Source organism: Nocardia inohanensis NBRC 100128 (genome assembly GCF_001612945.1).
In the GTDB taxonomy this organism is placed as follows: domain Bacteria; phylum Actinomycetota; class Actinomycetes; order Mycobacteriales; family Mycobacteriaceae; genus Nocardia; species Nocardia inohanensis.
The window spans coordinates 42,647-67,386 of record NZ_BDBK01000022.1 but is presented as its reverse complement, the minus strand read 5'-3'; the positions used below and the strand labels follow the sequence as shown (position 1 = coordinate 67,386).

Annotated in this window: 17 protein-coding genes and 1 pseudogene; 11 read left to right on the top strand and 7 right to left on the bottom strand. The window is 69.7% G+C overall.

Features of this window, described 5'->3' with window-relative positions; all coding sequences use genetic code 11:
- Nucleotides 1–86: 86 nt before the first annotated feature.
- From NI1_RS36390 to NI1_RS36380, 4 genes and pseudogenes are all read left to right on the top strand, one after another.
- Complete coding sequence (locus tag NI1_RS36390) at nucleotides 87–572, top strand: universal stress protein (protein ID WP_067830856.1); 486 nt, start codon at nucleotides 87–89, stop codon at nucleotides 570–572.
- 121 nt (nucleotides 573–693) lie between these two features.
- Nucleotides 694–1,782: an isochorismate synthase gene (locus NI1_RS36385; RefSeq protein WP_067830854.1), complete on the top strand. Its 1,089-nt coding sequence runs from the start codon at nucleotides 694–696 to the stop codon at nucleotides 1,780–1,782.
- Nucleotides 1,783–2,193: 411 nt separating this feature from the next.
- The gene (locus NI1_RS37660; RefSeq protein ID WP_084524249.1) at nucleotides 2,194–2,364 is read left to right on the top strand and encodes a DUF2613 domain-containing protein; all 171 of its coding nucleotides are present in this window, start codon (nucleotides 2,194–2,196) and stop codon (nucleotides 2,362–2,364) included.
- A gap of 4 nt (nucleotides 2,365–2,368) precedes the next feature.
- Nucleotides 2,369–6,771 (top strand): annotated as a pseudogene (locus NI1_RS36380) (alpha-(1->3)-arabinofuranosyltransferase domain-containing protein).
- Here NI1_RS36380 and NI1_RS36375 read toward each other — a convergent pair.
- Nucleotides 6,672–7,916 (bottom strand): acyltransferase family protein, encoded by a 1,245-nt coding sequence (locus NI1_RS36375; protein ID WP_084524248.1) that lies wholly within the window; start codon nucleotides 7,914–7,916, stop codon nucleotides 6,672–6,674. The pseudogene NI1_RS36380 and the gene NI1_RS36375 overlap by 100 nt on opposite strands.
- A gap of 189 nt (nucleotides 7,917–8,105) precedes the next feature.
- On the opposite strand from NI1_RS36375, the gene pgfA reads away from it, so the two are divergent.
- From pgfA to NI1_RS39725, 3 genes are all read left to right on the top strand, one after another.
- Complete coding sequence (gene pgfA / locus NI1_RS36370) at nucleotides 8,106–9,281, top strand: cell envelope lipid trafficking protein PgfA (RefSeq protein ID WP_067830853.1); 1,176 nt, start codon at nucleotides 8,106–8,108, stop codon at nucleotides 9,279–9,281.
- Nucleotides 9,282–9,395: 114 nt separating this feature from the next.
- Nucleotides 9,396–10,817 (top strand): polysaccharide biosynthesis protein, encoded by a 1,422-nt coding sequence (locus tag NI1_RS36365; RefSeq protein WP_067830850.1) that lies wholly within the window; start codon nucleotides 9,396–9,398, stop codon nucleotides 10,815–10,817.
- A 9-nt stretch (nucleotides 10,818–10,826) separates the two neighbouring features.
- Nucleotides 10,827–12,947, top strand: a complete 2,121-nt coding sequence (locus NI1_RS39725) for an MmpA family trehalose lipid delivery protein (protein WP_067830847.1) — start codon at nucleotides 10,827–10,829, stop codon at nucleotides 12,945–12,947.
- Between the two features lie 97 nt (nucleotides 12,948–13,044).
- Here NI1_RS39725 and NI1_RS36355 read toward each other — a convergent pair whose 3' ends face one another.
- A complete protein-coding gene (locus NI1_RS36355) occupies nucleotides 13,045–14,223 on the bottom strand; it encodes a glycosyltransferase family 4 protein (RefSeq protein WP_067830845.1) in 1,179 nt (392 codons plus the stop codon).
- A gap of 270 nt (nucleotides 14,224–14,493) precedes the next feature.
- Here NI1_RS36355 and NI1_RS36350 point away from each other — a divergent pair, with 270 nt between their 5' ends.
- Nucleotides 14,494–15,351 carry a class I SAM-dependent methyltransferase gene (locus NI1_RS36350; RefSeq protein ID WP_084524246.1) on the top strand — a complete coding sequence of 286 codons (858 nt, stop codon included), beginning with the start codon at nucleotides 14,494–14,496 and terminating at the stop codon, nucleotides 15,349–15,351.
- Here the strand turns inward: NI1_RS36350 and NI1_RS36345 are convergent.
- Nucleotides 15,313–15,615: a hypothetical protein gene (locus NI1_RS36345; RefSeq protein WP_067830843.1), complete on the bottom strand. Its 303-nt coding sequence runs from the start codon at nucleotides 15,613–15,615 to the stop codon at nucleotides 15,313–15,315. The genes NI1_RS36350 and NI1_RS36345 overlap by 39 nt on opposite strands.
- Before the next feature lie 202 nt (nucleotides 15,616–15,817).
- On the bottom strand, nucleotides 15,818–16,021 hold the full coding sequence (locus tag NI1_RS36340) for a hypothetical protein (RefSeq protein WP_067830840.1): 204 nt from the start codon (nucleotides 16,019–16,021) through the stop codon (nucleotides 15,818–15,820).
- Nucleotides 16,022–16,288: 267 nt separating this feature from the next.
- Here NI1_RS36340 and NI1_RS36335 point away from each other — a divergent pair, with 267 nt between their 5' ends.
- Both NI1_RS36335 and NI1_RS36330 read left to right on the top strand, forming a co-directional pair.
- The gene (locus tag NI1_RS36335; RefSeq protein ID WP_067830837.1) at nucleotides 16,289–17,719 is read left to right on the top strand and encodes an aldehyde dehydrogenase; all 1,431 of its coding nucleotides are present in this window, start codon (nucleotides 16,289–16,291) and stop codon (nucleotides 17,717–17,719) included.
- Nucleotides 17,720–17,779: 60 nt separating this feature from the next.
- Complete coding sequence (locus NI1_RS36330) at nucleotides 17,780–18,079, top strand: DUF4190 domain-containing protein (RefSeq protein WP_067830834.1); 300 nt, start codon at nucleotides 17,780–17,782, stop codon at nucleotides 18,077–18,079.
- 62 nt (nucleotides 18,080–18,141) lie between these two features.
- Here NI1_RS36330 and NI1_RS36325 read toward each other — a convergent pair whose 3' ends face one another.
- The 3 genes from NI1_RS36325 to NI1_RS36315 form a co-directional block, all read right to left on the bottom strand.
- Nucleotides 18,142–19,968 carry a phosphoenolpyruvate carboxykinase (GTP) gene (locus tag NI1_RS36325; RefSeq protein ID WP_067830830.1) on the bottom strand — a complete coding sequence of 609 codons (1,827 nt, stop codon included), beginning with the start codon at nucleotides 19,966–19,968 and terminating at the stop codon, nucleotides 18,142–18,144.
- A 244-nt stretch (nucleotides 19,969–20,212) separates the two neighbouring features.
- Entirely contained in the window at nucleotides 20,213–21,748 is a 1,536-nt protein-coding gene (locus NI1_RS36320; protein ID WP_067830951.1) for a hypothetical protein, read from the bottom strand.
- Between the two features lie 513 nt (nucleotides 21,749–22,261).
- Nucleotides 22,262–22,936, bottom strand: coding sequence for a tRNA modification GTPase (locus NI1_RS36315; RefSeq protein WP_067830827.1), 675 nt, complete (start codon nucleotides 22,934–22,936; stop codon nucleotides 22,262–22,264).
- Nucleotides 22,937–23,197: 261 nt separating this feature from the next.
- Between NI1_RS36315 and NI1_RS36310 the strand changes: the two genes are divergently transcribed.
- Nucleotides 23,198–24,691, top strand: coding sequence for a lipase family protein (locus NI1_RS36310; protein ID WP_084524244.1), 1,494 nt, complete (start codon nucleotides 23,198–23,200; stop codon nucleotides 24,689–24,691).
- Nucleotides 24,692–24,740: the final 49 nt, after the last annotated feature.

Here is a 24,740-nt window from a genome sequence, read left to right as displayed (position 1 = left end):
GCATCCCGCGCGGCGGGTGCCGCCCGGCGAAGCCTCGGAGGGGTAATCTCGGAGTCGAGTCGGACGTACCCACCAGGAGGTTCGTCATGCCCTGCGATTTGATGCTCATCGCCTACGACGGCTCCGAGAACGCGCGGCGCGCCGTCGAATACGCCGGACGGTTCCTGGCGGCGAACAGAGCCGTGGTGCTCACCGCCTGGGAGCCGATGCTGCGGCAGGCGGCGCGGCTGTCCGGGATATCCGGGGTGATGCAGCCGGACTGGGTGACCGACGAGGAGATCGAGGACATCGCCTTCACCGATGCCAAGACCGTCAATGCCGAGGGTGTGAAGCTGGCCAAGCTGGCCGGGTTGAACGCCGAGGCGCGGACCGTGGAGTGCACCACCACCATCTGGACCGCCATCGTCGAAGTCGCCGACGAACTGGATGTGGACATCATCGTGGCGGGGACGCGCGGGGCCACCGGCATCCGGGCTCTCATGCACTCCAGCGTTGCCGACGCGGTGCTCAAACACTGTCACCGGCCGGTGCTGATGGTGCCGCCCGGGCGCGAACCGGGGCCGAAAGACTGACGGCGCAACGACACTGGAAGATCGCTGGTCGGCGGGTGCGCGGGCGGGCGGAATCCGGGGTTGAGAGATGCGTCGCTCCCCCGGCTCCGGGCGCCCGGGACCGGACTAGGGTCGAGAAATCATGGACGGTTTTCTACTCGCCACACCCGAGGGCGTCGTTCGCGCCGGCGGCTCTCGGATCGCGTTCGACAGCGCGGCGGCGGCGAGTGCGGCATTGCGCGACGGAACCGCCGAGCTGATCGTCGGCGCGCTGCCGTTCGATCCCGCTCGCCCCGCCGCATTGTGCGCGCCGGCCGACGCCGTGCACACCGCCGGTCCGTGGCGGCCCGCCGCCCTCCCGGAATTGCCGGAGGTCCGCGTGGTCTCCGAAATGCCCAGTGCGGCAGAGCATGTCGCGCGGGTAGCGAAGTTGGTCGAGCAGCTCGCCGATCCGGGACAGCCGCTGCGCAAGGTGGTGGCGGCCCGATCACTGCTGGCCACCGCCGCCGCGCCCCTGGATCCCGAGTTGATCGCCGCGCACCTGATCACCCGTCATCCGCGCGCCAACGTCTTCGCCGTCGACCTCACCCCCGCGGGCCGCCCCGGCGAGACCCTGGTGGGCGCGACCCCCGAAGTCCTGGTCGCCCGCCGCGGCAACGCCGTCACCCTGCGCCCGCTGGCCGGCACCCTGCCCCGCCTCGCCGACCCGGACGCCGATGCCGCACAGGCGCGAGAACTGCTGGCCAGCACCAAGAATCAGGACGAACACGCCTACGTGATCGACTGGATCCGCGAGCAGCTCGCCCCCGTCGCGGACCTGGTCATCCCCGACGGCCCCGAACTCCTGCAAACCCCCGAGGTCTGGCACCTCGCCACCCCGATCACCGGCACCCTGCGCGATTCTTCGATCACCGCCCTCGACCTGGCTGTACTCCTGCACCCCACCCCCGCGATCTGCGGCACCCCCACCCCGCTCGCCCTCGAGTTGATCAACGACCAGGAGGGCGACCGCGGCTTCTACAGCGGTGCGGTCGGCTGGTGCGACAACCACGGCGACGGCGAATGGGTGGTGGCCATCCGCTGCGCCGAACTCTCCGCCGACGGCCTGTCCCTGCGCGCCTTCGGCGGCGGCGGCATCGTCGCGGCCTCGGACCCGCACACCGAATTGGTCGAGACCACAGCCAAATTCCGCACCTTCTTCAACGGCCTGAACTGCACCATCCCCGACTAGCCGCGCCCGAACATTCGGCCGCCGCACCGGGACACGGGCGGTCCGCCGCATCGAACTCCTCCACGGTCGCGGCGATCCACCTGCGACCGGACACGGAGTTCGACGCCGGCTACCTGCCCATCCGAGTCCGGTTCGAGGCTCGCCCGACAGCGAGGCCCCCGCGGGTCGGCGTCCGGGGCCGAGTGCCGCCCCGGCGTCCGCCGGCGATTACGCGGAGTTCCTACCCGGGGCAGTGGTGAAACCCGCAGTTCAGGCCCCCTCATTCGGGGGTTTGGGGGCTTGCCCCCAAGACTTCGCCAGGGGGTCCGGGGCCGCAGCCCCGGAGCATTCGAGAGTTGGAATCTCCCGATCGGTGATCGACCTGCTAGGTTGGCTCGAGTTACGCATCTGTCCGATGTTGGGAGTACCGCGATGAAGTTTGCCGTTCCTGGTGCAGCGAGTGCTGTCGGTGGAGCCCTGGTCGGGCTGGCGGCGGTCCTGGTCATCACGATGGCGGCCTCGCAGGACTCGCGCCCCGACATCGATCGCAGTGGCGACTCTTCCTCGTCGCTGCTGAACAACGTTGAGTACGGCGCCCGCTGACCGGCTGACTTCGAGCGACACCGCGACCGGTCCCGACGCGGACCGGTCCTCGGAGATCGCACCGCTGGGCCGTCGCTGGCTGTACGGGACCGTCGTCACCGCGTTCCTGCTGACCTTCTCGCAGGCGCCCGGACGCACGGTCGCCGACACCAAATACGACCTGGCACAGAATCCGCTCGGATTCCTCACCCGCGCCTCGCACCTGTGGAGTAGCCAGGCCCCGATGGGCCAGGTGCAGAACCAGGCTTACGGATACTTCTTCCCGCACGGCGCGTTCTTCTCCCTCGGACACGTAGTGGGCTTGCCCGCCTGGGCGACTCAGCGCATCTGGTGGGCGCTGCTGCTGCTCGCCGGATTCTGGGGCATCGTCCGGCTGGCCGAAACCCTCGGCATCGGCAGCCGCGGCTCGCGGGTCATCGCCGCCGCCGCGTTCGCACTCTCCCCGCGCGTGCTCACCACCCTGGGCTCGATCTCGTCGGAAACCCTGCCGATGATGCTCGCCCCCTGGGTGCTGCTGGCCCCCGCCGCACTCGGCGTCGCCATCCGCAACGGTGACGGACATGCCCGGCGCGGTGCCGCTTCACCCGCCGGCAGCGCCCTCGCGCTGGCCCTGATGGGGTCGGTGAACGCGGTCGCGACCGCGGCGGCGTTCTTGCCCGCGGCGCTGTGGTGGCTGTCGTACCAGCCGAATCGGGCCTGGTGGCGGTTCACCCGGGCGTGGATTCCGCTGCTGGTGCTGGCCACCTGCTGGTGGGTGGTGCCATTGCTGTTGCTGGGCAAGGTGAGTCCGCCGTTCCTGGACTACATCGAATCGTCCGGGGTGACCACGCAGTGGGCGTCGCTGGGCGAGGTGCTGCGCGGGACCGACAGCTGGACGCCGTTCGTCTCGCCGGAGCGGATCGCGGGAGCGGTGCTGGTCACCCAGCCCGCCGCGGTACTGGCCACCGGCATGCTGGCCGCCGCGGGCATGGCCGGACTCGCCATGCGCGCCATGCCCGGACGCGGGCGGCTGGTGCTGATCCTGTGCGTGGGCCTGGTCGGCATCTGCGCCGGATACGTGGGGCAGCTGGGCGGGCCGTTCGCGGAATCGGTGCGCATGTTCCTCGACTCCGGGGGCGCGCCGCTGCGCAATGTGCACAAGCTGGAACCTCTGATTCGACTACCGCTGGTGCTGGGCCTGGCGCATCTGCTGGCCCGGGTACCGCTACCCGCCTCCGTGCCGATGCCGGTGTGGCGCAGGGCTTTCGCGCATCCCGAACGGGATCGGATGGTGGCGCTGGGGGCGCTCATCCTGACCGCGCTCGCCCTCTCCACCTCGCTGGCCTGGACCGGGAAGCTCGCGCCGCGCGGGGATTACGACAAGGTGCCCGGGTACTGGCAGCAGACGGCGGATTGGCTGGCGCACAACGCATCCGACACACGCGCGCTGGTGGTGCCGGGGGCGCCGTTCGGCAGCCAGATCTGGGGACTCACCCGGGACGAACCCTTGCAAGCGCTCGCGAGTACTCCGTGGGCCGTGCGTGATTCGATCCCGCTCAACCCGCCCGGAGCCATTCGCGCCATGGATTCGGTACAGCGATCGATCGCCGACGGGCGGCCTTCGACCGGTCTCGCGCCGACCCTCGCGGCTCAGGGCATCGGAATCCTGGTGCTGCGCAACGACCTCGACCCGGACACCGCCCGCTCGACCCGGCCACTGCTGGCGCATCGCGCGATCGAGGGATCGCCCGGCCTGGTCAAGGTCACCGAATTCGGCGAACCGGCGGAAACGCGGCGGGTGGACGGCCTGGTCGCCGACGGCGACCTGCGCCCCGAATACCCCGCGATCGAGATCTACCGGGTGACGGCGGCGACGCCGGACGAGACCGCCGCGCGGGCCGATGGCGGTAGCGCTGTCGAGGTGCGCGGCGGAACCGGTGCGCCCGAGTCGTTCCCGGGCGCCTACACGGTGCCGCTGGGCGGGGTGCCCGTCGTCCAGGGCGGCCCGGAAGTGCTGGAACGATTGCGGCGCAACGGGTCCGGTGATCCGATGCTGCTGGCGGCGGATGCCGCGCGGGCCGGGCTGCCGGTGCGGGATGTGACGCTCACCGATACGCCGATGGATCGCGAAACCGACTTCGGGCGGGTGGACAACCACAGCTCGGCGCTGCGGGCGCCCACCGATCCGCGGCGAACCCACAATCTGGTACCCGATTACGCGGTGCCGGGCACGCCGCTGGTGGAGGGCGAATGGTCGGGTGCGACCGTGACGGTCTCCGGTGCGGCCGGAGATGCCACCCAGATCGGCGGGGCCGCCCCCGGCAGTTCGACCGCGGCGGCCTTCGACGGTGATCCCAGTACGGCGTGGATCAGCAACGGCGCCGAACACGCGGTGGGGCAATGGCTTCGGCTCGATCTGGATCGGCCGGTGAACAGTGCCGCGCTCCGGGTGACGACCAGTGCGGCGGCCATCGGGAGTCCGGTGAAGTGGCTGGAGGTGGAGTCCTCCAAGGGAACCGTATCGGCGCGCGTCACCGAACCCGGTGTGCCGGTCAATATCTCACTGCCGCCGGGACGGACCGAGTGGATCAAGATCACCGCCGCGCGCACCGAGAACGGCAGCGCCGGTGGGCAGTTCGGGATCAGCGAGCTGACCCTGGACGACTACGCCGATCGTGAGCATCCGGTGCGCGTCGATATCCGGCATCGCACCGTGCTGCCCGCGCCGGCCGCCGATACGCAGGTCGACGGCTGGGCCCTGGGGCAGGAATTCCCCGGGCGCAGTTCCTGTTTCGACGCGCCCGACCGGGTGCGATGCAGTAAAGCCCTGGCCCTGTCGGCGGAGGAGCCGGGTGTTTTCCAGCGCACCCTGTCCGTCCCGCAACCGGTCACCGTCGGCGCGAACCTGACGGTCCACACCCGGCCCGGTCCCGCACTGGCGAACCTGCTCGCCGACCGGAGCCGTCCCGTCGCCCGTGGTCAGGCCGATGTCGCCGATCCGCGTGGTTCGGCCTTCGCCGCCACCGACGGTGATCCGCGCACCAGCTGGATCGCGCCCGAGACCGCGGTGCGCAATCCGGCCGGCGCGAAACCGACCCTGGTCATCGAGCTGCCCGAGCCGACGCTCGTCACCGGGCTGGAAGTGCTGGCCTCCCGGGGTGACCTGCCCGCGCACCCGACCGCGGTCGCGGTGAATCTCGGCAACGGCCCGCAGGTCCGGGCGGTCGATCCGGAAGCCACCGGCGTCACGCGGCTGGAACTGGAGCCGTTCGTCACCGATCGCATCGAGCTCAGCATCAATTCGTGGCGGCCCGTACTCGACCAGACCGCACTGGGATTCGCGGCCGAGCAACCGCCGGGGCTGGCCGAAGTGAACGTGCTCGGCCCCGACTATCCGGCCCCGGCCGATCCCGATCGGCTGCTCACCGTGGATTGCGAGCAGGGGCCGACCATCGCGGCGGCGGGTCGCACGCTGCACACCACGGTCACCGGCACCGCCGCCGAATTCCGCTCCGGCGCACCGCTGTCCGCCACGGTCTGCGCGGTCACCGACGATTCCGGTTCGGCCGCAACCGATCCCGAGCAGGCCATCCGCACCGTCGGCGATCCCGCCGAGGCCGGCTTCGACATGCTCGGCGGCCGAGTCGATGTCACGGTCGCCCCCACCGATCTGTTCACCGTCGACACGCTGTCCCTCGATCGGACCGGCGCGGCGCCCGCCGGAGGAACGACAGCGGTCGGCGCCCCGGCCGGGACTCGATTGCTGGTGCTGCCGTTGAGCACCAATGTGGGCTGGCAGGCGCGCACGGCCGACGGGAAGGAATTGCGGCCGGTGGTGATCGACGGCTGGCAGCAGGCGTGGCTGCTCCCGGCGGATACGACCGGTCCGGTCACGGTGTCGTTCCCCGCCGATCGCTGGTACCGGCTATCCATCTTCGGCGGTCTGCTGCTGCTGATTCCGCTGTGCGTGATCGCGTTCCGCGCGGCGCGGCAGCCTCGCCGCGACGACGGGCCCGCCCCGCGCACCTGGCACAGCCGCACCCTCGGCGCGGCCGGGCTGGCCGCCGCCACCGGCATCATCTGCGGCCCGGCCGGAATCGTGCTCACCGCACTGGGTTTGATAGCCGATCGCTATCTGACTCGGCGTTATCCGACCCTGCTGGTGTGGGTCGCGGGCCTGGGCACGGCCGTCTGCGCGGCCGCCCTGTCCACCGGCCCGTGGCGCTCGATCGATGGTTATCTCGGCGGTTCGCTGTGGGTGCAGTTCCCGGCGCTGGTGGCGATCGTCGCCGTCGGTATCGCCGCCCTGCCGTCTCGCCAGCGCTGATTCAGCCGAAGCGGCGCCGGGTCCAAACCCGCACCGGCTCTTCGACCAAGGCGAAGGAAGCCGCGGCCAGCGGCAGCGTGAAGGCCACCGTCAGCAGATAGACGATCACGAAATTCCCCCGGAACGGGACGATGCCGAAGACCGGGAAAATAATCGACAGCACCACCAGATGCCAGATGAAAATGCCGTACGACCAGCGCCCCATGGTCGCCGCCACCCGGCTCTCCAGCCAGCGATGCCGGATCTCGGGCCGCAGCACCAGCGGCGCGAGCAGGCTGAACCCGATGACCACGCCGAGCGCCATCTTGGTGACGTACTGCCAGGGCTGACCGTGGGTGAGCCCGCGCGGACCGGCCAGTTCGGTGGTGGCGAAGACCATGGCCAGCACCGCCGTCGACCACATGAGCCGGCGCTTGCCCGCGATCCGCCGCCAGCGCGGGGCCTCCAGCAGCGAGAGTTCGGCCAGCAGCATGCCGACCGCGAACCAGGGCAGATAGCCGGGCAGCCAATTGTCGGCGTGGATGCCCTCCTGGGTCGGGATGGGCAGGAAGTTCCAGGCCAGGAAGATCAGTCCGAAGGCCAGCACCGCCGGGACGCGGAAGCGGGCCCGCGCTCCGCGCAGCCAGGCGAACGCGAAGGCCAGCAGCGGCAGCAAAAGATAGAAGGCCACCTCCACCGACAGACTCCACATCTGGGTGAGCCCGTCGGTGAGCGTGTAGGGCACGAAGACTTGCAGCAGACCGAGATTCGATACCCAGACCCGCAGGCCGGCGGTGTGCGCCGCGCTCGGCAACATGATCAGGACCGTGCCCACCACCAGCCAGTACGCGGGCAGGATGCGGGCGGCGCGATGCAGCAGGTAGCGCCCGGCGCGAGGCGCGGCGCCGCGTCCCCAGGCGGCGCTCGCGTGCGGCCGCCACAGCAGGAAGCCGGAGAGCGAGAAGAACACCGCGACAGCCATATCGAAGCGCTCCCACACCGGACCGAGGATCGGTTGCGCGGTCGCGCCGGTCTGGAAGGCCACGTGGGTGAGCACGACACCGAGGGCGGCCATGGCGCGCATGCCTTCCAGCGCGGGCAGGAAACCACCAGACCGGTTCGGCGCAACGGCACCGGATGTCGTCGCCGGGGCGGATCGCTGGGTCGTTGCGTGCGCGCTCGTTCCGGCGGCCCCCGCGATCGGGGCGGCCGGCACCGGCTCGACCGGCGAGGCCGGGTCGGAATCGGGGCGGGCGGTGGTCGTCATCGCGGTCCAGTTTGCCCTGTGGCCCCCAACCGTGAGCATTCCGTGTTTGACTAACGACCGTTTCGCGATGTTTTCCTGCCTCGGCGAGTGGCATGACGGCCCTGGACTGTTAGTGTCGGGGCTCACGAGTGCTGTGCGGCGACCGCAGTGCTCATCGGAACGACCTGTTCGACGACGAGGAGAACTTGCATGGCACTGAGTGCCGGTACCAGAAGGACGGTGGCCTGCCTGCTCGTAGGGCTGGGTGCGATGCTGCTCGTCGCCGCGATCATGATCCCCACCTATACGGTGAGTCGGCTCGCGAAGACCCCCCTCGACCTGGAGATCACCACGGTCGCGACCAATGTCGAGGGTAAGCCCAGCGAGGTGCTGGACTCCAAGTCGCTCACCGGTCCCGGGTCGGCGAAGGTGGATCAGAACGTCTCGCTCGTCTCGCAGCGGTTCCTCACCGTCGAAAACCCGTCCGACGCCAGCGAAATGACGGTGCAGGCCGGTCAGACGCTGCGCCGCATCGACAAGCAGGGCGACACCGGCCTGCTGACCGCGAGCATCGACCGGGTGACCATCGACCGGAAGACCGGTATGCCGGTGGATTCGGTGGACGGCGGCCCCAACGGCTCCGTCGCGGTCACCGTCGACAAGCAGGGCCAGTCGGTGATGGACGCCGTGCAGCACACCGGTCTCCAGTACCGCTTCCCGATCGACACCGAGAAGCAGACGTACCCGTACTTCGATCTGAACGTGCGCAAGACCTTCGACATCAACTTCGTCGAAGAGACCGAGATCAACAGCACCAAGGTCTACCACTTCCAGCAGACCGTGCCGGTCACCGATCTCTCCACCGTCGCAAACTCGCCCACCAACAAGATGGCGCTGCCGGCCGAGAAGTGGGGCGTCGAAGGCGGCGAAACCCCGGTCACCATGACCCGCTTCTACAGCAACACCCGTGACCTGTGGGTGGAGCCCAAGACCGGCACCGTGATCAAGGGCCAGGAGCAGCTGAGCCAGTTCTACGCGCGCAGCGCCGACAAGCCCGAGGTCACCGTCCTCAAGACGACCCTCGCGTTCGACGAGAACACCATCGAATCGCAGATCTCGGTCGCCAAGGAGAACATCGACAAGCTGTCGATCTACGGCCGCACCCTGCCGATCGTCCTCGGCGTCCTCGGCGCGATCCTGCTCATCGCCGGCCTGGTCTTCGGCTTCCTCGGCGGCTCCGGCTCCGGCCCGGCCACCGTCCGCCGCGCCCCCGCGCGCGGCCCGGCCCCGACCCCGGCCCCCGCGCCGACCCGGACCGACAACCTGGCCGACGCCCCGACCCAGCAGATCGACATCAGCGGCATCGACCTCGACAAGAAGTCCTAGCCCGCTTCGAAACACCCAGCGGCCCCGCACCTCCCGGTGCGGGGCCGCTGTCGTTCCGGGCGGTCATGGGGTGCGCTGCGGGAACGCTCGACGGCGGGTGGGAGCATTGCGGGCGTGTCTGTTGTACGCCGTCTGCCCGTGGTCGCGGACCTGACCCTGGTGACGGCGGGGGCTATGACGGCGAATGTGGCTGGTTATCTGCTGCAATTGCTGGCCAGCCGGTGGCTGGGGGTTTCGGGGTACAGCCCGTTCGCCAGTCTGCTGGCGGTGCAGTTGCTGTGTGCGGTGCCGGCGTTGGCTTTGCAGAATGTGGTCGCGCGCGAGATCGTGCTGGGCGCGCCCGTCGCGGCGGCCCGGCGGCTGGCGTGGCGGTGCGCGGGGCTGGTGGCGGTGATCGCCTTGCCGCTGATTCCTTTGGTGAGCGCGGTCCTGAAGGTCAGCGTGGCGGCCGCTGCCGGAGCTTTGATCGCTGCCCCCGTCCTGGTCCTGCTCTCCGGCGAACAGGGAATCCTGCAAGGCCACAGCCGATTCCGCGGCTTGGCCTGGGTGCTCGGCGGTGCCGGAATCGCACGCGTCACCCCGGCGATCGCCGTGCTGGCGGCGGGCGGTGGCACCACCGCCGCCTTGTGGGCTGCCGCGATCGGCATTGCCGTGGCCGCGGCCGGGGCGCGGCGTATCGACGACCTCGCGGAAAGCGCGAATCCTGTTCGGAGGGCGGGTGATCCCGGTTCCGGGGTGCACGACCTCGGCGAACAAACTGACTCAGCCGGTATCGGACAGGACCATGTTTTTCCAGTCGCAGGCGGGGCCGGCCGGCCCGCCGGCGGGTGGTGGCGCGCCCGAAACCAGCGCGGCGACGCAATCCAGCCCGGTGCAAGCACGGCGCGTGCGGGCGCGAGAACCTATGCCGCCGAGGTGCTGCCGGTCTTCCGGGCCGCGCAGGTGCAGGCGGCGTTGATGGCTATGTCGTCGGCGGATCTGATCGTGTCGCGGATCGTGCTCGGCGAGAACGATGCTGGGCGATATGCGCTGGGGGCGATCGCGGCGAAGATCGCGTTCTGGTTGCCGCAGGCCGTGGGGGTGGTGCTTTATCCGCGGATGGCGCAGCCTCGGCATTCCGCGCGTGCGGTGCGGTCGGCGTTGGCGGTGCTCACGGGCATCGGGGCGTTGGCCGTGGCGGGTGCGGCGGTGGCGGCTCCGCTGGCCCCGCTGTTCGCCGGGCAGGATTACGCGCCGATCCAAGGACTTTTGTGGGTGTTCGCGTTGAACGGTGCGCTGCTCGCGGTGCTTCAGGGGGCGCTGCTGTCCGCGATCGCCGCCGATCGCACCGCCCCCGCAGCGATCACCTGGATCGGACTCGCGATCGGCGTCGCCACCATGCTGACCTGTGCGCATTCGGTGACGAGCCTGATCGTCATCGCCACCGTCACCTCGGCCGCGACCACGCTCATCATCGCCGCCCTGGTGCTGCGCACCGCCCGCGACGACGACGAAACCGCTTCCAGCATCCCCGATTCCGGCCCGGCCGGAACATAGGGTGCCGGTGTGAACGAGCCCCGCGAACGGCGCTGGACCAGGCTGATCCCCGCCGGATACAGCCTGATCCTGGCCTTGCTGGTGCTCGGTCCCCTGCTTTCCCCCGGCTATCTGCTGCTCCGCGACGCCGTCAGCACCCCCCGCTCCTACCTCACCGACTCCGCTCTCGGTCTCGGCGATGCCGCCCCGCGCGCCGTCCCGCAGGACGCCCTCATCGCCACCCTCTCCACCGTGATCGACGGCGGCCTCCTGGTGAAAGCCATTCTCCTGGCCGCGATCTGGCTGGCGGGCTGGGGCGCGGCCCGCCTCGCCCGGGAACTGCTGGACGTCACCCTCGCACCGCAGCTCGCCGCCGCCACCGTCGCCATCTGGAACCCCTACGTCGCCGAACGCCTCCTGCAAGGCCACTGGAGCCTGCTCACCGGCTATGCCGCCCTCCCCTGGATCGCCCTGCTGGCCAACCGCTTACGACGCCCCCGCCGGGCGATCGAGAGCGCAATCGACGAACAGTCCACGAACGACGTGAATGCGACTGTCACCGGCAGCAAGAAGCCTCAGCAGGATTGCGGCCCTGCTGAGGGCACCGCCAGGAGAGGAGAGCAAGACGCCGCTGCCGCAGTTCGAGGCGCTGACGATCAGGCTGGCGCGCAGCATATTTCGGCCCAGCGCGACTGGTGGATGTGGGCGGCGCTGGGTGGCTTGCTAGCGGCCGCGGGTCTGACGCCGACGGGTTCGCTACTCGCGGGCTGCGTTTTGGCGCTGCTGGTAGGTCGGCGGAATCTTGTTGGCGCGCTGGCACTATGGGTACTGACATCCGCTCCCTGGCTGGCGGCGACCGCGCTCGCGGGTAGCGCGGCGCAGACCTCGGATCCGGCGGGCGTGGCGGCTTTCGCGGCGCGCGCGGAACCCTGGCTGGGCACCGTCGGCAGTTTGGCCGGGCTGGGCGGAATCTGGAATTCGACGGCGGTGCCGGGGTCGCGTACCACCTTCTTCGCGGCGATCGGGACCTTGCTTCTGCTGGCCGTCGTCGCCACCGGCGTGCGGGCGGTCATGGGCACGGCAGGCTCCCACCCGCGGGTGTTTCAGCCGGCCGAGCCGGGTGACACGCTGGCCGCATCCGGCATCGCCACTGGCCCTTCCGATTCGGGCGTGGTGCTCCGAAACTCATCCGGCACGGATCACCGGCCAGCTGCGGACCCGAACCCGCACGCTCGCCGCATGCTGCTGGGCTTGGCCCTCATCGCGGTGGTGATACCCGCCCTCGGCGCGACCGGGTGGGGGTTGGCTGCGGGCGAATTCTTGGTGACGAAGGTGCCGGGAGCCGGGCTGTTTCGCGATACGCAGAAGTTCGTAGCGCTGGCGATACCCGGATACGCATTGTGTGCGGCTGCGGGATGCCGGGTTGTAGGCGAATGGATTTCGGCCCGGCAGGCACGCGCGGCCGGCCTGAGTGGGACCGAGGCGCGGTCGGGCGGAAGTAGTCGAACCGCCGGGGTGGCAGCGGGGTTCGTCGTTCTGCTGGCCATCGCGCTGCCCGATCTGGCGTGGGGCGTGGGCGGAGCGCTGCGCCCGGTGCAGTATCCGGCCGGGTGGGCTCGGGTTGCCGAAATAGTCGATGCACCAGGCGATGTGGCGGTGCTGCCCGGCGGGATGTTCCGCAAGTTCCGGTATTCGGGGAAGGCTCCGGTACTGGACCCCGCCCCGCGCATGCTGCGCCGGGACGTATTGCAGACCGGCGAGCTACCGGTAGCGGGTGGCTCGGTGGCCGGGGAGGGGACGCGCGCCCGCGAGGCGGAGCAGGTGCTGCTGCACGGCGGCTCGGCGGCGCGTCTGGGTGAGCTCGGCGTCGGCTGGGTACTGATGGAGGGCGGCACGCCAGGTCCGGTCGGGGAATCGAAAACCACTCTGGACCAGTTGATTCCGGTGTATGCGGATCGGGAACTACGACTGTATCGGGTGCCGGGAGCGATCGCGGATCACGACGCCTCCGCCGCGGATCGCCGAATCTCCGGGGCGGCGCATCTGCTCTGGGCGGCCTTGCTGATCAGCGGAATGCTCGCCGCCGCATGGCATTCGAGGGATACGCGGATCAGTCGCGCGGGAAACCCAGGGCGAACCCGATCGCGATGACGACGACGCTGACTGCCGCGATTACGGCGATTATCCACACGGATAGGAGCGTACGAGCGGCGGGAACCGGTCGGCGGGGAATCGAAAGAGAAAGCGGCTAGGGCTGATTCGCGGGTGCGAGGGCGACCAGACCGGAGACGCGCTCACCGCGCGCGACCGCGGACAGCACCTGGTGGACGCCGATTCCGGTTTGCTCCCAGGAGAATTCACGAGCCCGCATGCGCGCCTTCTCGCCGAGTTCGGTACGCGCCTCGTGGTCGGCGAGCAGATCGCCGGCGGCGGCGGTGAGCTGCGCGGCATCATCGACCAGGATGCCGGTAACGCCGTCGACGATGGAGTCGGTGAGCCCCCGTGAGCTGCGGTAGCCGATGGTCGGCACGCCGTGCTGCGCCGCCTCGATGACCGCGAGCCCCCAGCCCTCCTTGCGGGAGGGCAGCACATGCACCCAGGCCCGGGACAGCAGCTGATGCTTGCGGTCCTCGTCGACGTGGCCGTGGAAGGTGACCGCGTCGGCGATGCCGAGTTCGCGGGCGTGGTCGCGCAGATTGTCGGCCCACCACCCGCCGCCGATCACATCGAGATGCAGGTCCGGAATGCGCTCGCGCAGCCCGGCGACCGCCGCCATGGCGTCTTCGATCTGCTTGTGCGGCACCAGTCGCGACAGCACCACGATGCTGGGGTGCGACGTGCGGGTGGCATCGTCACCGGCGGGTACGTGCGCGGGCACGGGTTCGGCCCCGTTGCGCACCACGGCAATCCGCGATCCCTCGACCCCGAGCGCGGTCAACTCCTCGGCCGACGGCAGCGACACCGTCAGATACTGATTCCCGCGATGCACCCGCGGCGAGAGCCGCGATTCGATCCACCAGCCGATGCGCCCGACCAGCTTGCCCGCGACCGGCCACTGCTCCCGATGCCCGTGATGCACCAGCAGCACCGTCGGCGCACTGCTCGCCGCGCGCGCGAAGAAGGGGATCCCGTTCTGGGTGTCGATCACCGCGTCCGGCCGGACGCCGCGCAACGGCCCGATCCCGACCCGCCCCAGCGCGATGGCCGCCAGCGCCCGCGGATACACCGTGTACCGCCCGCCCGCGCGACTGATCTCGATCCCGTCGACCCGTTCCCGCTTGGCCGCCCCCGGATACCGCGCGGTCCGCAAGGTGACCTTCACGCCCCGCGCCGCCAGCTGCGCCCCCACCTGTTCCAGGTAGCGCTCGCTGCCCCCGCCCTGCGGATGCCCGGTGTCGCGCCAGCACAGCAGCAGCACTTCACGCACGGGCGGATCTCCAGGGTTCACGATGACGTTCGACGGACAATGGGCTCCACCCTATAGCCCCACGTCGACCCCGACACCCCAAGTGGTCATCCGACCCGTTGCAATCGCCCCGCAGTTGCCGGCCACCGCGCACCCGACCCGCCCCGGCGGCATCACGTTCGAGTCCGCGGCGCGGCGCTCGCCACGCCGCGACGGGGCCGGGTGGGGTGGGGTGGCGCGAGAGTTCGGGTGGGCGGCGTCGGGCGGGATGGTTGTGCGAGACTTTCCGCCGTGCTTCGAGCTGAACAGATCGCTTCGCGCCGGGCCGGGCGTCGCCCGCGATTCGCCGGGCGGGCGACGCTGCGACGGTCGTGGCGGTTGCTGTCGAGTTTCCGGTTCGAGCAGACGGATCCGGCGATCTTCTACGGCGGGGTGGCCACCGATACGGCCGAGCTGGTGGGGGATTTCTACCGGGATCTGACCGGACGGTCGCTGCGCGGGACCATCGTGCTGGATGTGGGCGGCGGGCCCGGGTATTTCGCGGACGAGTTCGGCCGCGCGGGCGCCCGGTATGTGCCGGTGGAGCCGGATCCTTCGGAGATGCACGCGGCGGGCCTGCGGGTGGCGGGTTCGGTGCGCGGGTCGGGGATGGCCCTGCCGTTCCGGGACGATGCCGTCGAGGTCTGCGTCTCGTCGAATGTGGCCGAACACGTCCCGCAGCCGTGGGTGATGGCCGAGGAGATGCTGCGCGTCACCAAACCCGGTGGGCTGATGGTGTTTTCGTACACGGTGTGGCTGGGCCCGTTCGGCGGGCACGAGACCGGGCCGTGGCATTACCTGGGCGGGGAGTTCGCGGCGCGGCGGTACGCGCGTAAGCAGGGCCGGGAGCCCAAGAACCGTTTCGGGCGTTCACTTTTCGCGGTTCGCGCGGCGGACGGCCTGCGCTGGGCGGAGTCGACCCCGGACGAGGTGGAGATCCTCGCGGTCTTCCCGCGGTATCACCCGTGGTGGGCCTGGTGGATGGTGCGGGTGCCCGGCCTGCGTGAGCTGCTGGTCAGCAATCTGGTTGTAGTGGCCACCAAACGCGCTGCGGCCGAACCGAATCGAGACTCAGCGCTCGAGGCGGCCGCGACGCCAGAATCGGCGTAAACCGTCGGAGCGTTCGGGTTCGCACCAAGGTGACTCCTGGGTTGCCAGCCCCACGGTCTCCATGGCGGTGAGCCCGACCTGGCAGGCCAGCGCGTTCACCGCAGCAACCGCTTCCGCGGCCTGTAAAGCGGCCGTGGCCTGTTCGGTGGTGAGGGTCCGCCCCGGCAGGAATGACACCACCCAGCCGCCGATGCCCACGCTTTTCGCCTGATGCGGCGTGAGATCACTGGTCATCAGTGACCGGCCGACGACTTGCACCGCCATGACTCGGACTCCCCTGTGCGGTAACGGTTCCTGTAACGAACGAGCTATCCAAGGTAGCTATAAAGCATGCTCGCTACGACTGCGGAATGCAATAGTGCGTTCCGCGAAAAGCGAACCGACAGGTCGGGATTCGATCCTCCCGAACGCTGCCGGTTTGCCAGCGGTATGCGGAAGCCCTTGCGCCCCAGCGGCTCCGGCGACCTCACATGTCCGATACGACCAACCGCAGCACCGGCTGACCCGAACGGCCGGCCTCGCGCGGACCCTCGACCACCTGCACCCGCCACCCCGGAGGCAGCGCCCGCTGCAACTGGCCCGCGGCCCGATGCATCGGCGTGGTCGCCGATATCCGGGGGAGCCCAGCGATCTCCGGCAACAGGAAAGGATCGATGTCCACAGCGGTCATGCCATTCGCCTACCTTTCGCGTATCGAACCAGCGGCCGACCGCGGACAGAGCTATCCAACGGTCGCGGCAAGAAATTACCCATAGCTAATTTAGAGCAACCGGCCAGATCGGCGGCGGAACAAGAATCACGCAGAGCATAAGCCACCGATAGGCAAACCGAATTGCGAACCGGGTTACCGGCGCGCGATTTTCCGAGTCCCGCTCAGTGGACGCGAATCCGGACTTGAGTCCAGACAACCATCCCCATAAAACTGTAACGTGTTCTCATGGATTACCAGAGCCTGTTCATCGGCGGCCGCTGGACCGCTCCCACCAGCAGCGATACCCTCACCGTCGTCTCGCCCGCCACCCTCGAAACCGTGGGCAGCGTGCCCGTTGTCACCCGCGCGGACGTCGACGCCGCGGTCGGCGCCGCCCGGCAGGCCTTCGACCACGGCCCGTGGCCGGCCACCCCGCCGGAGGAACGCGCCCAGCTACTCGCCCGCGTGGTGGAATTGCTCGATCAGAAAGCCGGCGACATCACCGGCGCGCTCTCCGCGGAAATGGGCGCGCCCACCATGGCCGCCAGCACCTTGAATTACGTGCCGGCCCGCGCCACCCTCGACTTCTACGCCGGACTCGGTAAGGCCTTCCCCTGGACCGAAAGCCGTACCGGTCTGTTCGGCACCACGCGCGTATCGCGGGAACCGGTCGGCGTGGTCGCCGCGGTGATCGCGTGGAACGTGCCGCTCTTCCTGGCCGTCAACAAACTCGCGCCCGCACTGCTGGCCGGCTGCACCGTGGTGCTCAAGCCCGCGCCGCTGACCCCCCTGGCCGCCAACAAGCTGGCCGAACTCTTCGCCGAGGCCGGACTGCCCGAGGGCGTGCTCTCGGTGCTCCCCGCCGAAGCCGACGCCTCGGAATACCTGGTCTCGCATCCCGGCGTCGACAAGGTCACCTTCACCGGCAGCACCGCGGTCGGCCGCAAGATCGCGGCGATCGCCGGCAGCCAGCTCAAGCGCTGCTCACTGGAGCTGGGCGGCAAATCGGCGGCAATCCTGTTGCCGGACATGAATATCGAGGACATGCCGAAGCTGGCCTTCGCCGGTCTGATGAACTCCGGCCAAGCCTGCGTGGCCCAAACCCGCATCCTCGCTCCCCGCAGCCGCTACGACGAAATCCTCGACGCCCTACAGGCTTCCATCGGCTTCTTCCCCGTCGGCCTGCCCGACGATCCCGCCGCCCAGCTCGGCCCGCTCATCTCCAAGGCGCAGCGCGAGCGCGTCGAGGGCTACATCACCAAGGGCAAAGACGAAGGCGCCCGGCTGATCTCGGGCGGCGGCCGCCCCGACCTGCCCGGCTGGTACGTCGAGCCCACCGTCTTCGCCGACGTTAACAACGGCATGACCATCGCCCGCGAAGAGATCTTCGGCCCCGTCCTCTCCGTCCTCCCCTACGACACCGAAGACGAGGCGGTAGTCATCGCCAACGACTCGGATTACGGTCTCGCAGGCTCGGTCTGGACCACCGACATCGAACACGGCGCCGCCGTCGCCGCCCGAGTCCGCACCGGCACCTACGCCATCAACTGGTACGCCTTCGACCCCTGCGCCCCCTTCGGCGGCTACAAAACCTCCGGCATAGGCCGGGAAAACGGCCCCGAAGGCCTCGAGGCCTACTGCGAGACCAAGTCGCTCCTCATGCCGATGGGCAGCTGAGTCCCGAACCCGCACGGCCGGATCATGATTCAGTCATGGTCCGGCCGCTGTACTACGGCCATGAACTACCAGCCGCCGCTCCAGCCGAACTACCCCGCCCCGGCCGCGAAGAAGAACACCCTCGCCATCGTCACCCTGGTCACCGGCCTGCTCGGCTTCTGCGTGCTCCCCGTCATCCTCGGCTTCATCTCGCTCGGCCAGATCAAGAAGACCGGCGAATCCGGGCGCGGCATGGCGATCACCGGCATCGTCGCCAGCATCATCTGGAGCGCCGTCGCCATCACGGTCGGCGTCCTATCCGCCGCGGGCTCGGAATCCGCCGAAAGCCTGGGCGTACTCACCCGGACCCTGACCGTCTGACCAGATGAAAAAGCCCGCTCGCACCTCGATGGTGCGGGCGGGCTTAGTTCGTTGGCGGCTACTTATCCCAGACGCTCTTTGAGGGCCTCGAACTCGTCGCGGATGCCGGAAGGCAGCTTGTCGCCGACGAACTCGAACCACTCTTCGATCATCGGGATCTCGCGCTTCCACTCCTCGACGTTGACCACGAGCGCCTCGTCGACGTCGGCGGGGTTGACGTCCAGGCCCTCCAGGTCGAGGTTGGCGGCGTGCGGCACGGTGCCGATCGCGGTGGCCTCACCCTCGGCGGTGCCTTCGATGCGGCCGACGATCCACTCCAGCACGCGGGAGTTCTCACCGAATCCGGGCCACAGGAAGCGGCCGTCCGCGCCACGGCGAAACCAGTTGACGTAGAAGATCTTCGGCAGCTTGTTCGCGTCGGCGTTCTTGCCCAGCGACACCCAGTGGCTCATGTAGTCGCCCACGTGGTAGCCGAGGAACGGCAGCATGGCCATCGGATCGCGGCGCACGGTGCCGACCTTGCCCTCGGCGGCCGCGGTCTGCTCGGAGGACATGGTGGCGCCCATGAACACGCCGTGCTGCCAGTCGAAGGACTCGGTCACCAGCGGCACCGTGGTCTTGCGGCGACCGCCGAACAGGATGGCCGAGATCGGCACGCCCTGCGGGTCGTCCCACTCCGGAGCCAGGGTCGGGCACTGCGACATCGGGGTGCAGTAGCGCGAGTTCGGGTGCGCGGCGAGGGTTTCCGACTCACGCTCGTACCAGTCGTTGCCCTTCCAGTCGATCAGGTGATCGGGCTGGCCCTCCAGGCCCTCCCACCACACGTCGCCGTCATCGGTGAGCGCCACGTTGGTGTAGACCGTGTTGCCCGCATCGATGGTGGCCATCGCGTTGGGGTTGGAGGAGTGGTTGGTGCCGGGCGCGACACCGAAGAAACCGAACTCCGGGTTGACCGCGTAGAGGCGGCCGTCCTCGCCGAAGCGCATCCACGCGATGTCGTCGCCGAGGGTTTCGGCGCGCCAGCCCGGAACGGTCGGCTGGATCATGGCGAGGTTGGTCTTGCCACAGGCCGACGGGAACGCGGCGGCCACGTAGTAGTTCTTGTTCTCGGGCGAGATCAGCTTGAGGATCAGCATGTGCTCGGCCAGCCAGCCCTCGTCGTGCGCCATCGCGGAGGCGATGCGCAGCGAGTAGCACTTCTTGCCCAGCAGCGCGTTGCCGCCGTAACCCGAACCGTAGGACCAGATCTCGCGGTCCTCGGGGAAGTGGGTGATGTACTTGGTGTCGTTGCACGGCCACGGCACGTCGGCCTGGCCCTCGGCGAGCGGGGCGCCCACGGAGTGCAGCGCCTTCACGAACGCGCCGTCGGTGCCGAGCTTCTCCAGCGCGGCGGCGCCCATGCGGGTCATCACGCGCATGGAGACCACGACGTACTCGGAGTCGGTGATCTCGACGCCCAGCTTGGGGTCCTCGGCGCCCAGCGGGCCCATGCAGAAGGGCACCACGTACATGGTGCGGCCCTTCATGGAGCCGCGGTACAGCTCGGTCATGGTGGCGCGCATCTCGGCCGGGTCGACCCAGTTGTTGGTCGGGCCGGCGTCGGCCTCGGTCTTGGAGCAGATGTAGGTGCGCGATTCGACGCGGGCGACGTCGGAGGGATCGGAGAGCGCGAGATACGAGTTCGGCTTCTTCGCCTCGTTCAGCTTCTTGAAGGTGCCGGCGGCGACCAGCTGCTCGGAGAGGCGGACCGCTTCCTCCTCGGACCCATCCGCCCAGACCACGCGGTCGGGCTGGGTGAGTTCTGCGACCTCCTGTACCCAGGCAAGCAGTTCCTTGTGCTCGGTGGGCGCGGTGCCATCGTGAAGACCAGGAATGGTCGCTGAGGTCATGAAAACTCTCCTGAGATGGGCGGCTTCGCTGTTTGTCACCTCACGACGGCGTGAGGATCCCGACACCGAGTGCCACCAATTGCGGCAAGGCACCCACCCGCCTTGCCGATAGCACGCCCCGGATGGACGGCGTACAAGGACCAAGCGGACGCCCAGGTTCCTGCCACACAGGTTAACGCCATATATCCGGGTGGATGGAATCGGGTTGTCCAGTCGGTACCGGGTCGAAACCTCCGACCAGCCGCTATGCGAATTCGAGTGCGGCAAGGTCACGTTCGCATGCCGCCGTCAAGCCGGGTCGCCGCTGCGCCGCCGACCGCAGCTCCGCCTCCAATTCCCCTACCCGAAGGTCGGTTTCGACCAGGCAGGCGGCGCTCTCCCGCACCACCCGATCGGTGAGCCGTTCCTCGGTCTCCACCAGCGCCGTCGCCACCCGCTGTTCCAGCTGTGCCTTCACATTGACTAGCGCATCCGCCACCCATTGCCGTAAATGAGCACGCTCAGCCAGTTGCCCGCGCGCCCGCACCAGCCAACCCGCCACCACGACACCGAGGAGAAGACTGACCGGCATGATCGCGTAGTCGAGGGCTTCCCACCACGCCAGCGGAGCCACCACGAAGCGCCCCACCCCGAGCCCGGCCGACGCTCCCGCCGCGATCATCAAATGATCTTCGACACCCCGTCGCCGCGGTTCCGGATCCGCCCCCACCCGCGGTGGCGGCTGCGCTCGCCGCATCGGCCCGCCCGGCTCCGGCCCCGGGAAGGCTCCGGCCGCCTCCGGCGACAGACGCGGAATCGCCTCCCCGCGGCGCGAATTCGACCCGGTGGGCGGGAGCGCGGCCGCTGCGTGTTTCGCCTGATCGAGCTGCATCGACAGCTCGCCGACGCGCTGCCGCACCGCGCGATCCATCTCATATGTGAGTTTCTCCACTGAGCACTGCAAACGCGCCGGAAACCCCGCCCGCTCGCGCGCCGGCAACCGCTCCAACTCCACCCGCACCGCGGCGTTCAGCGCCCGAATCCGCGCCCCGGTCTCATGCAGCAGATCCACCCGCGCCAGCTGAAGCCGATTCCGCAAGGTGGACACGGCCGTTCCGCGCCCGCCGTCCCCCACCGCCAGCAGCGCCGCCCGCTCCTCGCGCAAGGCCGCCACATCCCGCCCCGTCCGCAATTTCTCCAGCTCGGCCCCGATCCGCCGCCGTGTCTCGGCGAGCACCCGTTCCCGCATGATCGCCACCTGGTCGGCCGCCGCACCCGCCCCGACCGCCGCCACCAACCGCGCGTGCAACAACCCCAGCCCCGACCGATCCAGCAGCGCCGCATCACCGTTCGCCCGCGCCACCATCGCCATCCGCACCGACACCGGCACGATCTCGGCCGCCAGCCCGGCCGCGCGCAACAACTCGGTATCGAGCCCGCGCACCTCCTGCCACTCACCGTGCGCGTGAATCCCATCCAATGCGAACACGATCCGCGTCCCGTCCGCGATCAAGCCCGCGAGCACGGCCAGCAGTCCCGCCCCGATCGGCGCCCCACCCTCCAGCACCACCAGTGCCACCGGCACCGGCAGCTCCGGCCCGGTATGCGCTCCCGGCTCCCTACGCGCCGGACCCACTTCGAACCCGTGATTCGCCGCGCCGACACAGACATCCACGTGCGGCGCGAATCGAGCAAGCTCGGTCCGCAGCAGTGTCGTGTTCACCTCCGCGCCGGTTCCCAACAGCGCCACTTCCCCACCGCGGCCCGCCCCACCGGTGTCCAACGCGCGCAGCAGTTCCATCCCGTGTGGATTCCACCGCGCGACCACCCCCGCGGCCCGCTCCGGGAGCCCCGCGATCGTGACAGCGTCACCGGACCCGGCACTCTCGACCGGCCCGCCCGCGCTTATCGGTCCCTGCGATGGTTCTGCACATTCATCCACAGCCTCCGGCGCCGAACTCGATCGCGGCTTCTGCTGCACCGTGCGAGGTTCCACGCCCGCTGCCCCGTCGGTCCCGTCCGCGGCCTCGGTGACCGGCCGTTCTTGCGCGAGAGCACCCGGCGACTTCCGTGTCTCACCTGGTACCGGGCTCGAGTCACCGGTCAAGGCGAAGGGCACGTGATCGGCGGTCCGATCGATCGACGTACCCCGCAGCTGCGGGTGAACGGGTTCGGGCAGGTCGAGTGAACCGGCCGGGCCTCGGAAACCCGGCTGGGCCGCGTCGTCGAACTCGCTGTCCACCACTACTGATTCGTTCTGCCGGGGCTCGCGGCTTGGCGCCACCACCCGCCACCGGGCGCAGCCATTTCCGCGTCATTCGGTGGCGGCCAAGCGGGCGGCTGTTTCCTGGTAGAGGCGGTGCAGGTGGTGGTGCACGGGGTCGATGCCGCTGGCGCAGTGCAGGATTTGGCGGAGGGCGCGGGCATCGAGGGTGGGGGCGTGGCGGAGGGCGGTGCGGGCGCAGGCGATGCCGTACAGGCCCCAGCGGTCGAGCAGGGCGCGGCGGGCGGGGGCGTCGGGGGCGAGGCCGGGATGGGTGAAGAGGTCGGGGGTGAGGGTGAAGGCGGGGTCGGTGCGGTGCCGATGGCGGTGCAGGGTGCGCAGATCGGCGTCGGTGAGGATGCCGGAGCGGGTGCGGGCGGCCAGGTCGGCGATGATCGGGTAGACGGGGAGAGACACTGTGGCGGAATAGGTTTCGGCGGTTTCCGCGGCTTCGTGGCAGTGGATTCCGATGGTGTCGGCTTTGTTGAGCAGGACAAGGGTGCGGTCGGGTGGGAGTGCGGCGAGGACGGCGCGGTCGGCCGGTTGCAGGGAACCGGGCAGGACATAGAGGAGTACGTCGGCGTCCAGGGGCGGGTTCGGTTGCCCGGGTTGGTCGAGCGGCCGGGTTTCCTCGGCGGAGATGAGGGAGAGCGCACTTCGGACGGTGGTTTTGCCCGCGCGGGCGCGGCCGGTGACCTGGATGCGCGGGGATCGCCCTGGCGGCACAGCGGCAGCCTAACGGTCGCGGACGGGCCGTGCGGGAGATTCGGATCGGGTATGACCGCAGGTCAGCTCACCGGATGTGAGGGGTGACTGTGCGTTCGCGGTCCACCTGTGCGACAGCACAATTCGGTGCAACACCTCTTCACATATATCCCGGATTCACCTACCGTTTGGAATCGGTCGGCAGTTGCGCCGATACGCGGCGTCAGCGTTCGGCACCATCAGGTCCCGGCCCCTGCCCGCGAGCTGAGCAGGGAGGTTGCGATGAGCGTCGACGCTGACGTCATCGATCACGGCGCGGCGGAAGGCGATGGCCGTTCCGGCGGGACCTGCGCGCCGCTGCACCCGGTGCACGGCACGGCCGGCAGCATCGCCTTCAGCGCGATCGGGCACAGCGTGCGCCGGAACCGGGATGCCGCAAGGCAGTCCGATCCGTGGTCGCACACCGGCGAGGCCGCCGATTTCGGCCCCGAACGCCCGCTGCCGCCCAGCCGCGACCCCTTCCTGCGCGCCCCCGCCGGTTTCGCCGCGCACGCGCCCGGCACCATCCTGCGCAGCCGCGAAGTGGAGGTGGCCCTGTTCGGCGTGGTCCCGCAGCAGGTCACCGCCTGGCAGCTGCTCTACCGCTCCAACGACCTGCACGGCCGCCCCGAGGTCGCGATCACCACCGTGCTGCTGCCGAAAGGCGCTGAGCCGGACCCGGATCGGCCGCTGCTGGCCTTCCAGTCGGCGATGGACGCGGTCACCGATCGCTGCGCGCCGTCCTACGCGCTGCGCCGCGGCGCGCTCGCGCCCGGCTCCATCACCCAGCTGGAATGGCTGCTGGTGGCCGGCGCTCTGCGCCGCGGCTGGGCGGTCAGCATCGCGGATCACGAAGGGCCGCACGGTAATTTCGGCGCGGCCCGCGAACCCGGCTACCGCGCGCTGGACGGCGTGCGCGCTGCCCTGCGCTTCGCGCCGATGAGCCTGCGCTCGGATACCAAGGTCGCCGTCTGGGGCTATTCCGGTGGCGGCATGGCCAGTTCGTGGGCGATCGAGATGGCCCCGCGGTACGCCCCCGAGCTGAATATCGTCGGCGCGGTGCTGGGCGCCCCGGTCGGTGACCCGCGCGAGGTGTTCCTGAGCCTCAACGGCGGCACCTTCGCCGGTTTCCCGGCCATCGTGATCGCCGCGCTGCGCCGGGTGTATCCGCAACTCGCCGAGGTGATGCGCGCGGATCTCACCGAGGCCGGCCATCGCCTGCTGGAGCGCGCGCAGAGCCTGGGCCCGATCGCGGTGCTGCCGCTGCTGGTCGGCCGCCACCTGGACGACTACCTGCATCGCCCGCTCTCCGAGATCCTGCCGAGCCTGGAGCCGATGTTCGACGACATCCGCCTGGGCAACTCCGCCCCGGCCTGCCCGGTGCTGGTGGTGCAGCCGGTGCGTGACCAGATCATTCCGATCGCGGGCATCGACGGTCAGGTCGAGCGGTATCGCGCGGCCGGCGCCGCGGTCTGGTACCTGCGCGATCGGCTCAGCGAGCATTTCTCGCTGCTGCCGCTCTCGACTCCGCTGAGCCTGGATTGGCTGGCCGATCGGATCGCCGGTAAAACTCTCACAGAACCCACAACCAAGACTGTCTGGTCGGTAGCACTGGCTCCGGCCCAGTGGCGCAGCATGGTGGAAATGGCAACTACCGCAATGCGAGTCACGTTGGGCAGGCCGTTGCGGCAGGTGTCCGCGCAGGTCCCCGGGGAGACGGCGGAGCTGGCAGCCTGAGGTTGAGCGCACGCGGCATCGCGTGGTCGATTGCTGCGCTAAAGATCCA

Coding starts and splice junctions, on each gene's coding strand:
- NI1_RS36385 (WP_067830854.1), top strand. CDS start 694: ATGGACGGTTTTCTACTCGCCACACCCGAGGGCGTCGTTCGCGCCGGC.
- NI1_RS36320 (WP_067830951.1), bottom strand. CDS start 21,748: ATGGAACTGCTGCGCGCGTTGGACACCGGTGGGGCGGGCCGCGGTGGG.
- NI1_RS36340 (WP_067830840.1), bottom strand. CDS start 16,021: ATGACCGCTGTGGACATCGATCCTTTCCTGTTGCCGGAGATCGCTGGG.
- NI1_RS36390 (WP_067830856.1), top strand. CDS start 87: ATGCCCTGCGATTTGATGCTCATCGCCTACGACGGCTCCGAGAACGCG.
- NI1_RS36325 (WP_067830830.1), bottom strand. CDS start 19,968: ATGACCTCAGCGACCATTCCTGGTCTTCACGATGGCACCGCGCCCACC.
- NI1_RS36345 (WP_067830843.1), bottom strand. CDS start 15,615: ATGGCGGTGCAAGTCGTCGGCCGGTCACTGATGACCAGTGATCTCACG.
- NI1_RS36310 (WP_084524244.1), top strand. CDS start 23,198: ATGAGCGTCGACGCTGACGTCATCGATCACGGCGCGGCGGAAGGCGAT.
- NI1_RS36330 (WP_067830834.1), top strand. CDS start 17,780: ATGAACTACCAGCCGCCGCTCCAGCCGAACTACCCCGCCCCGGCCGCG.
- NI1_RS36375 (WP_084524248.1), bottom strand. CDS start 7,916: ATGACGACCACCGCCCGCCCCGATTCCGACCCGGCCTCGCCGGTCGAG.
- NI1_RS36335 (WP_067830837.1), top strand. CDS start 16,289: ATGGATTACCAGAGCCTGTTCATCGGCGGCCGCTGGACCGCTCCCACC.
- NI1_RS37660 (WP_084524249.1), top strand. CDS start 2,194: ATGAAGTTTGCCGTTCCTGGTGCAGCGAGTGCTGTCGGTGGAGCCCTG.
- pgfA (WP_067830853.1), top strand. CDS start 8,106: ATGGCACTGAGTGCCGGTACCAGAAGGACGGTGGCCTGCCTGCTCGTA.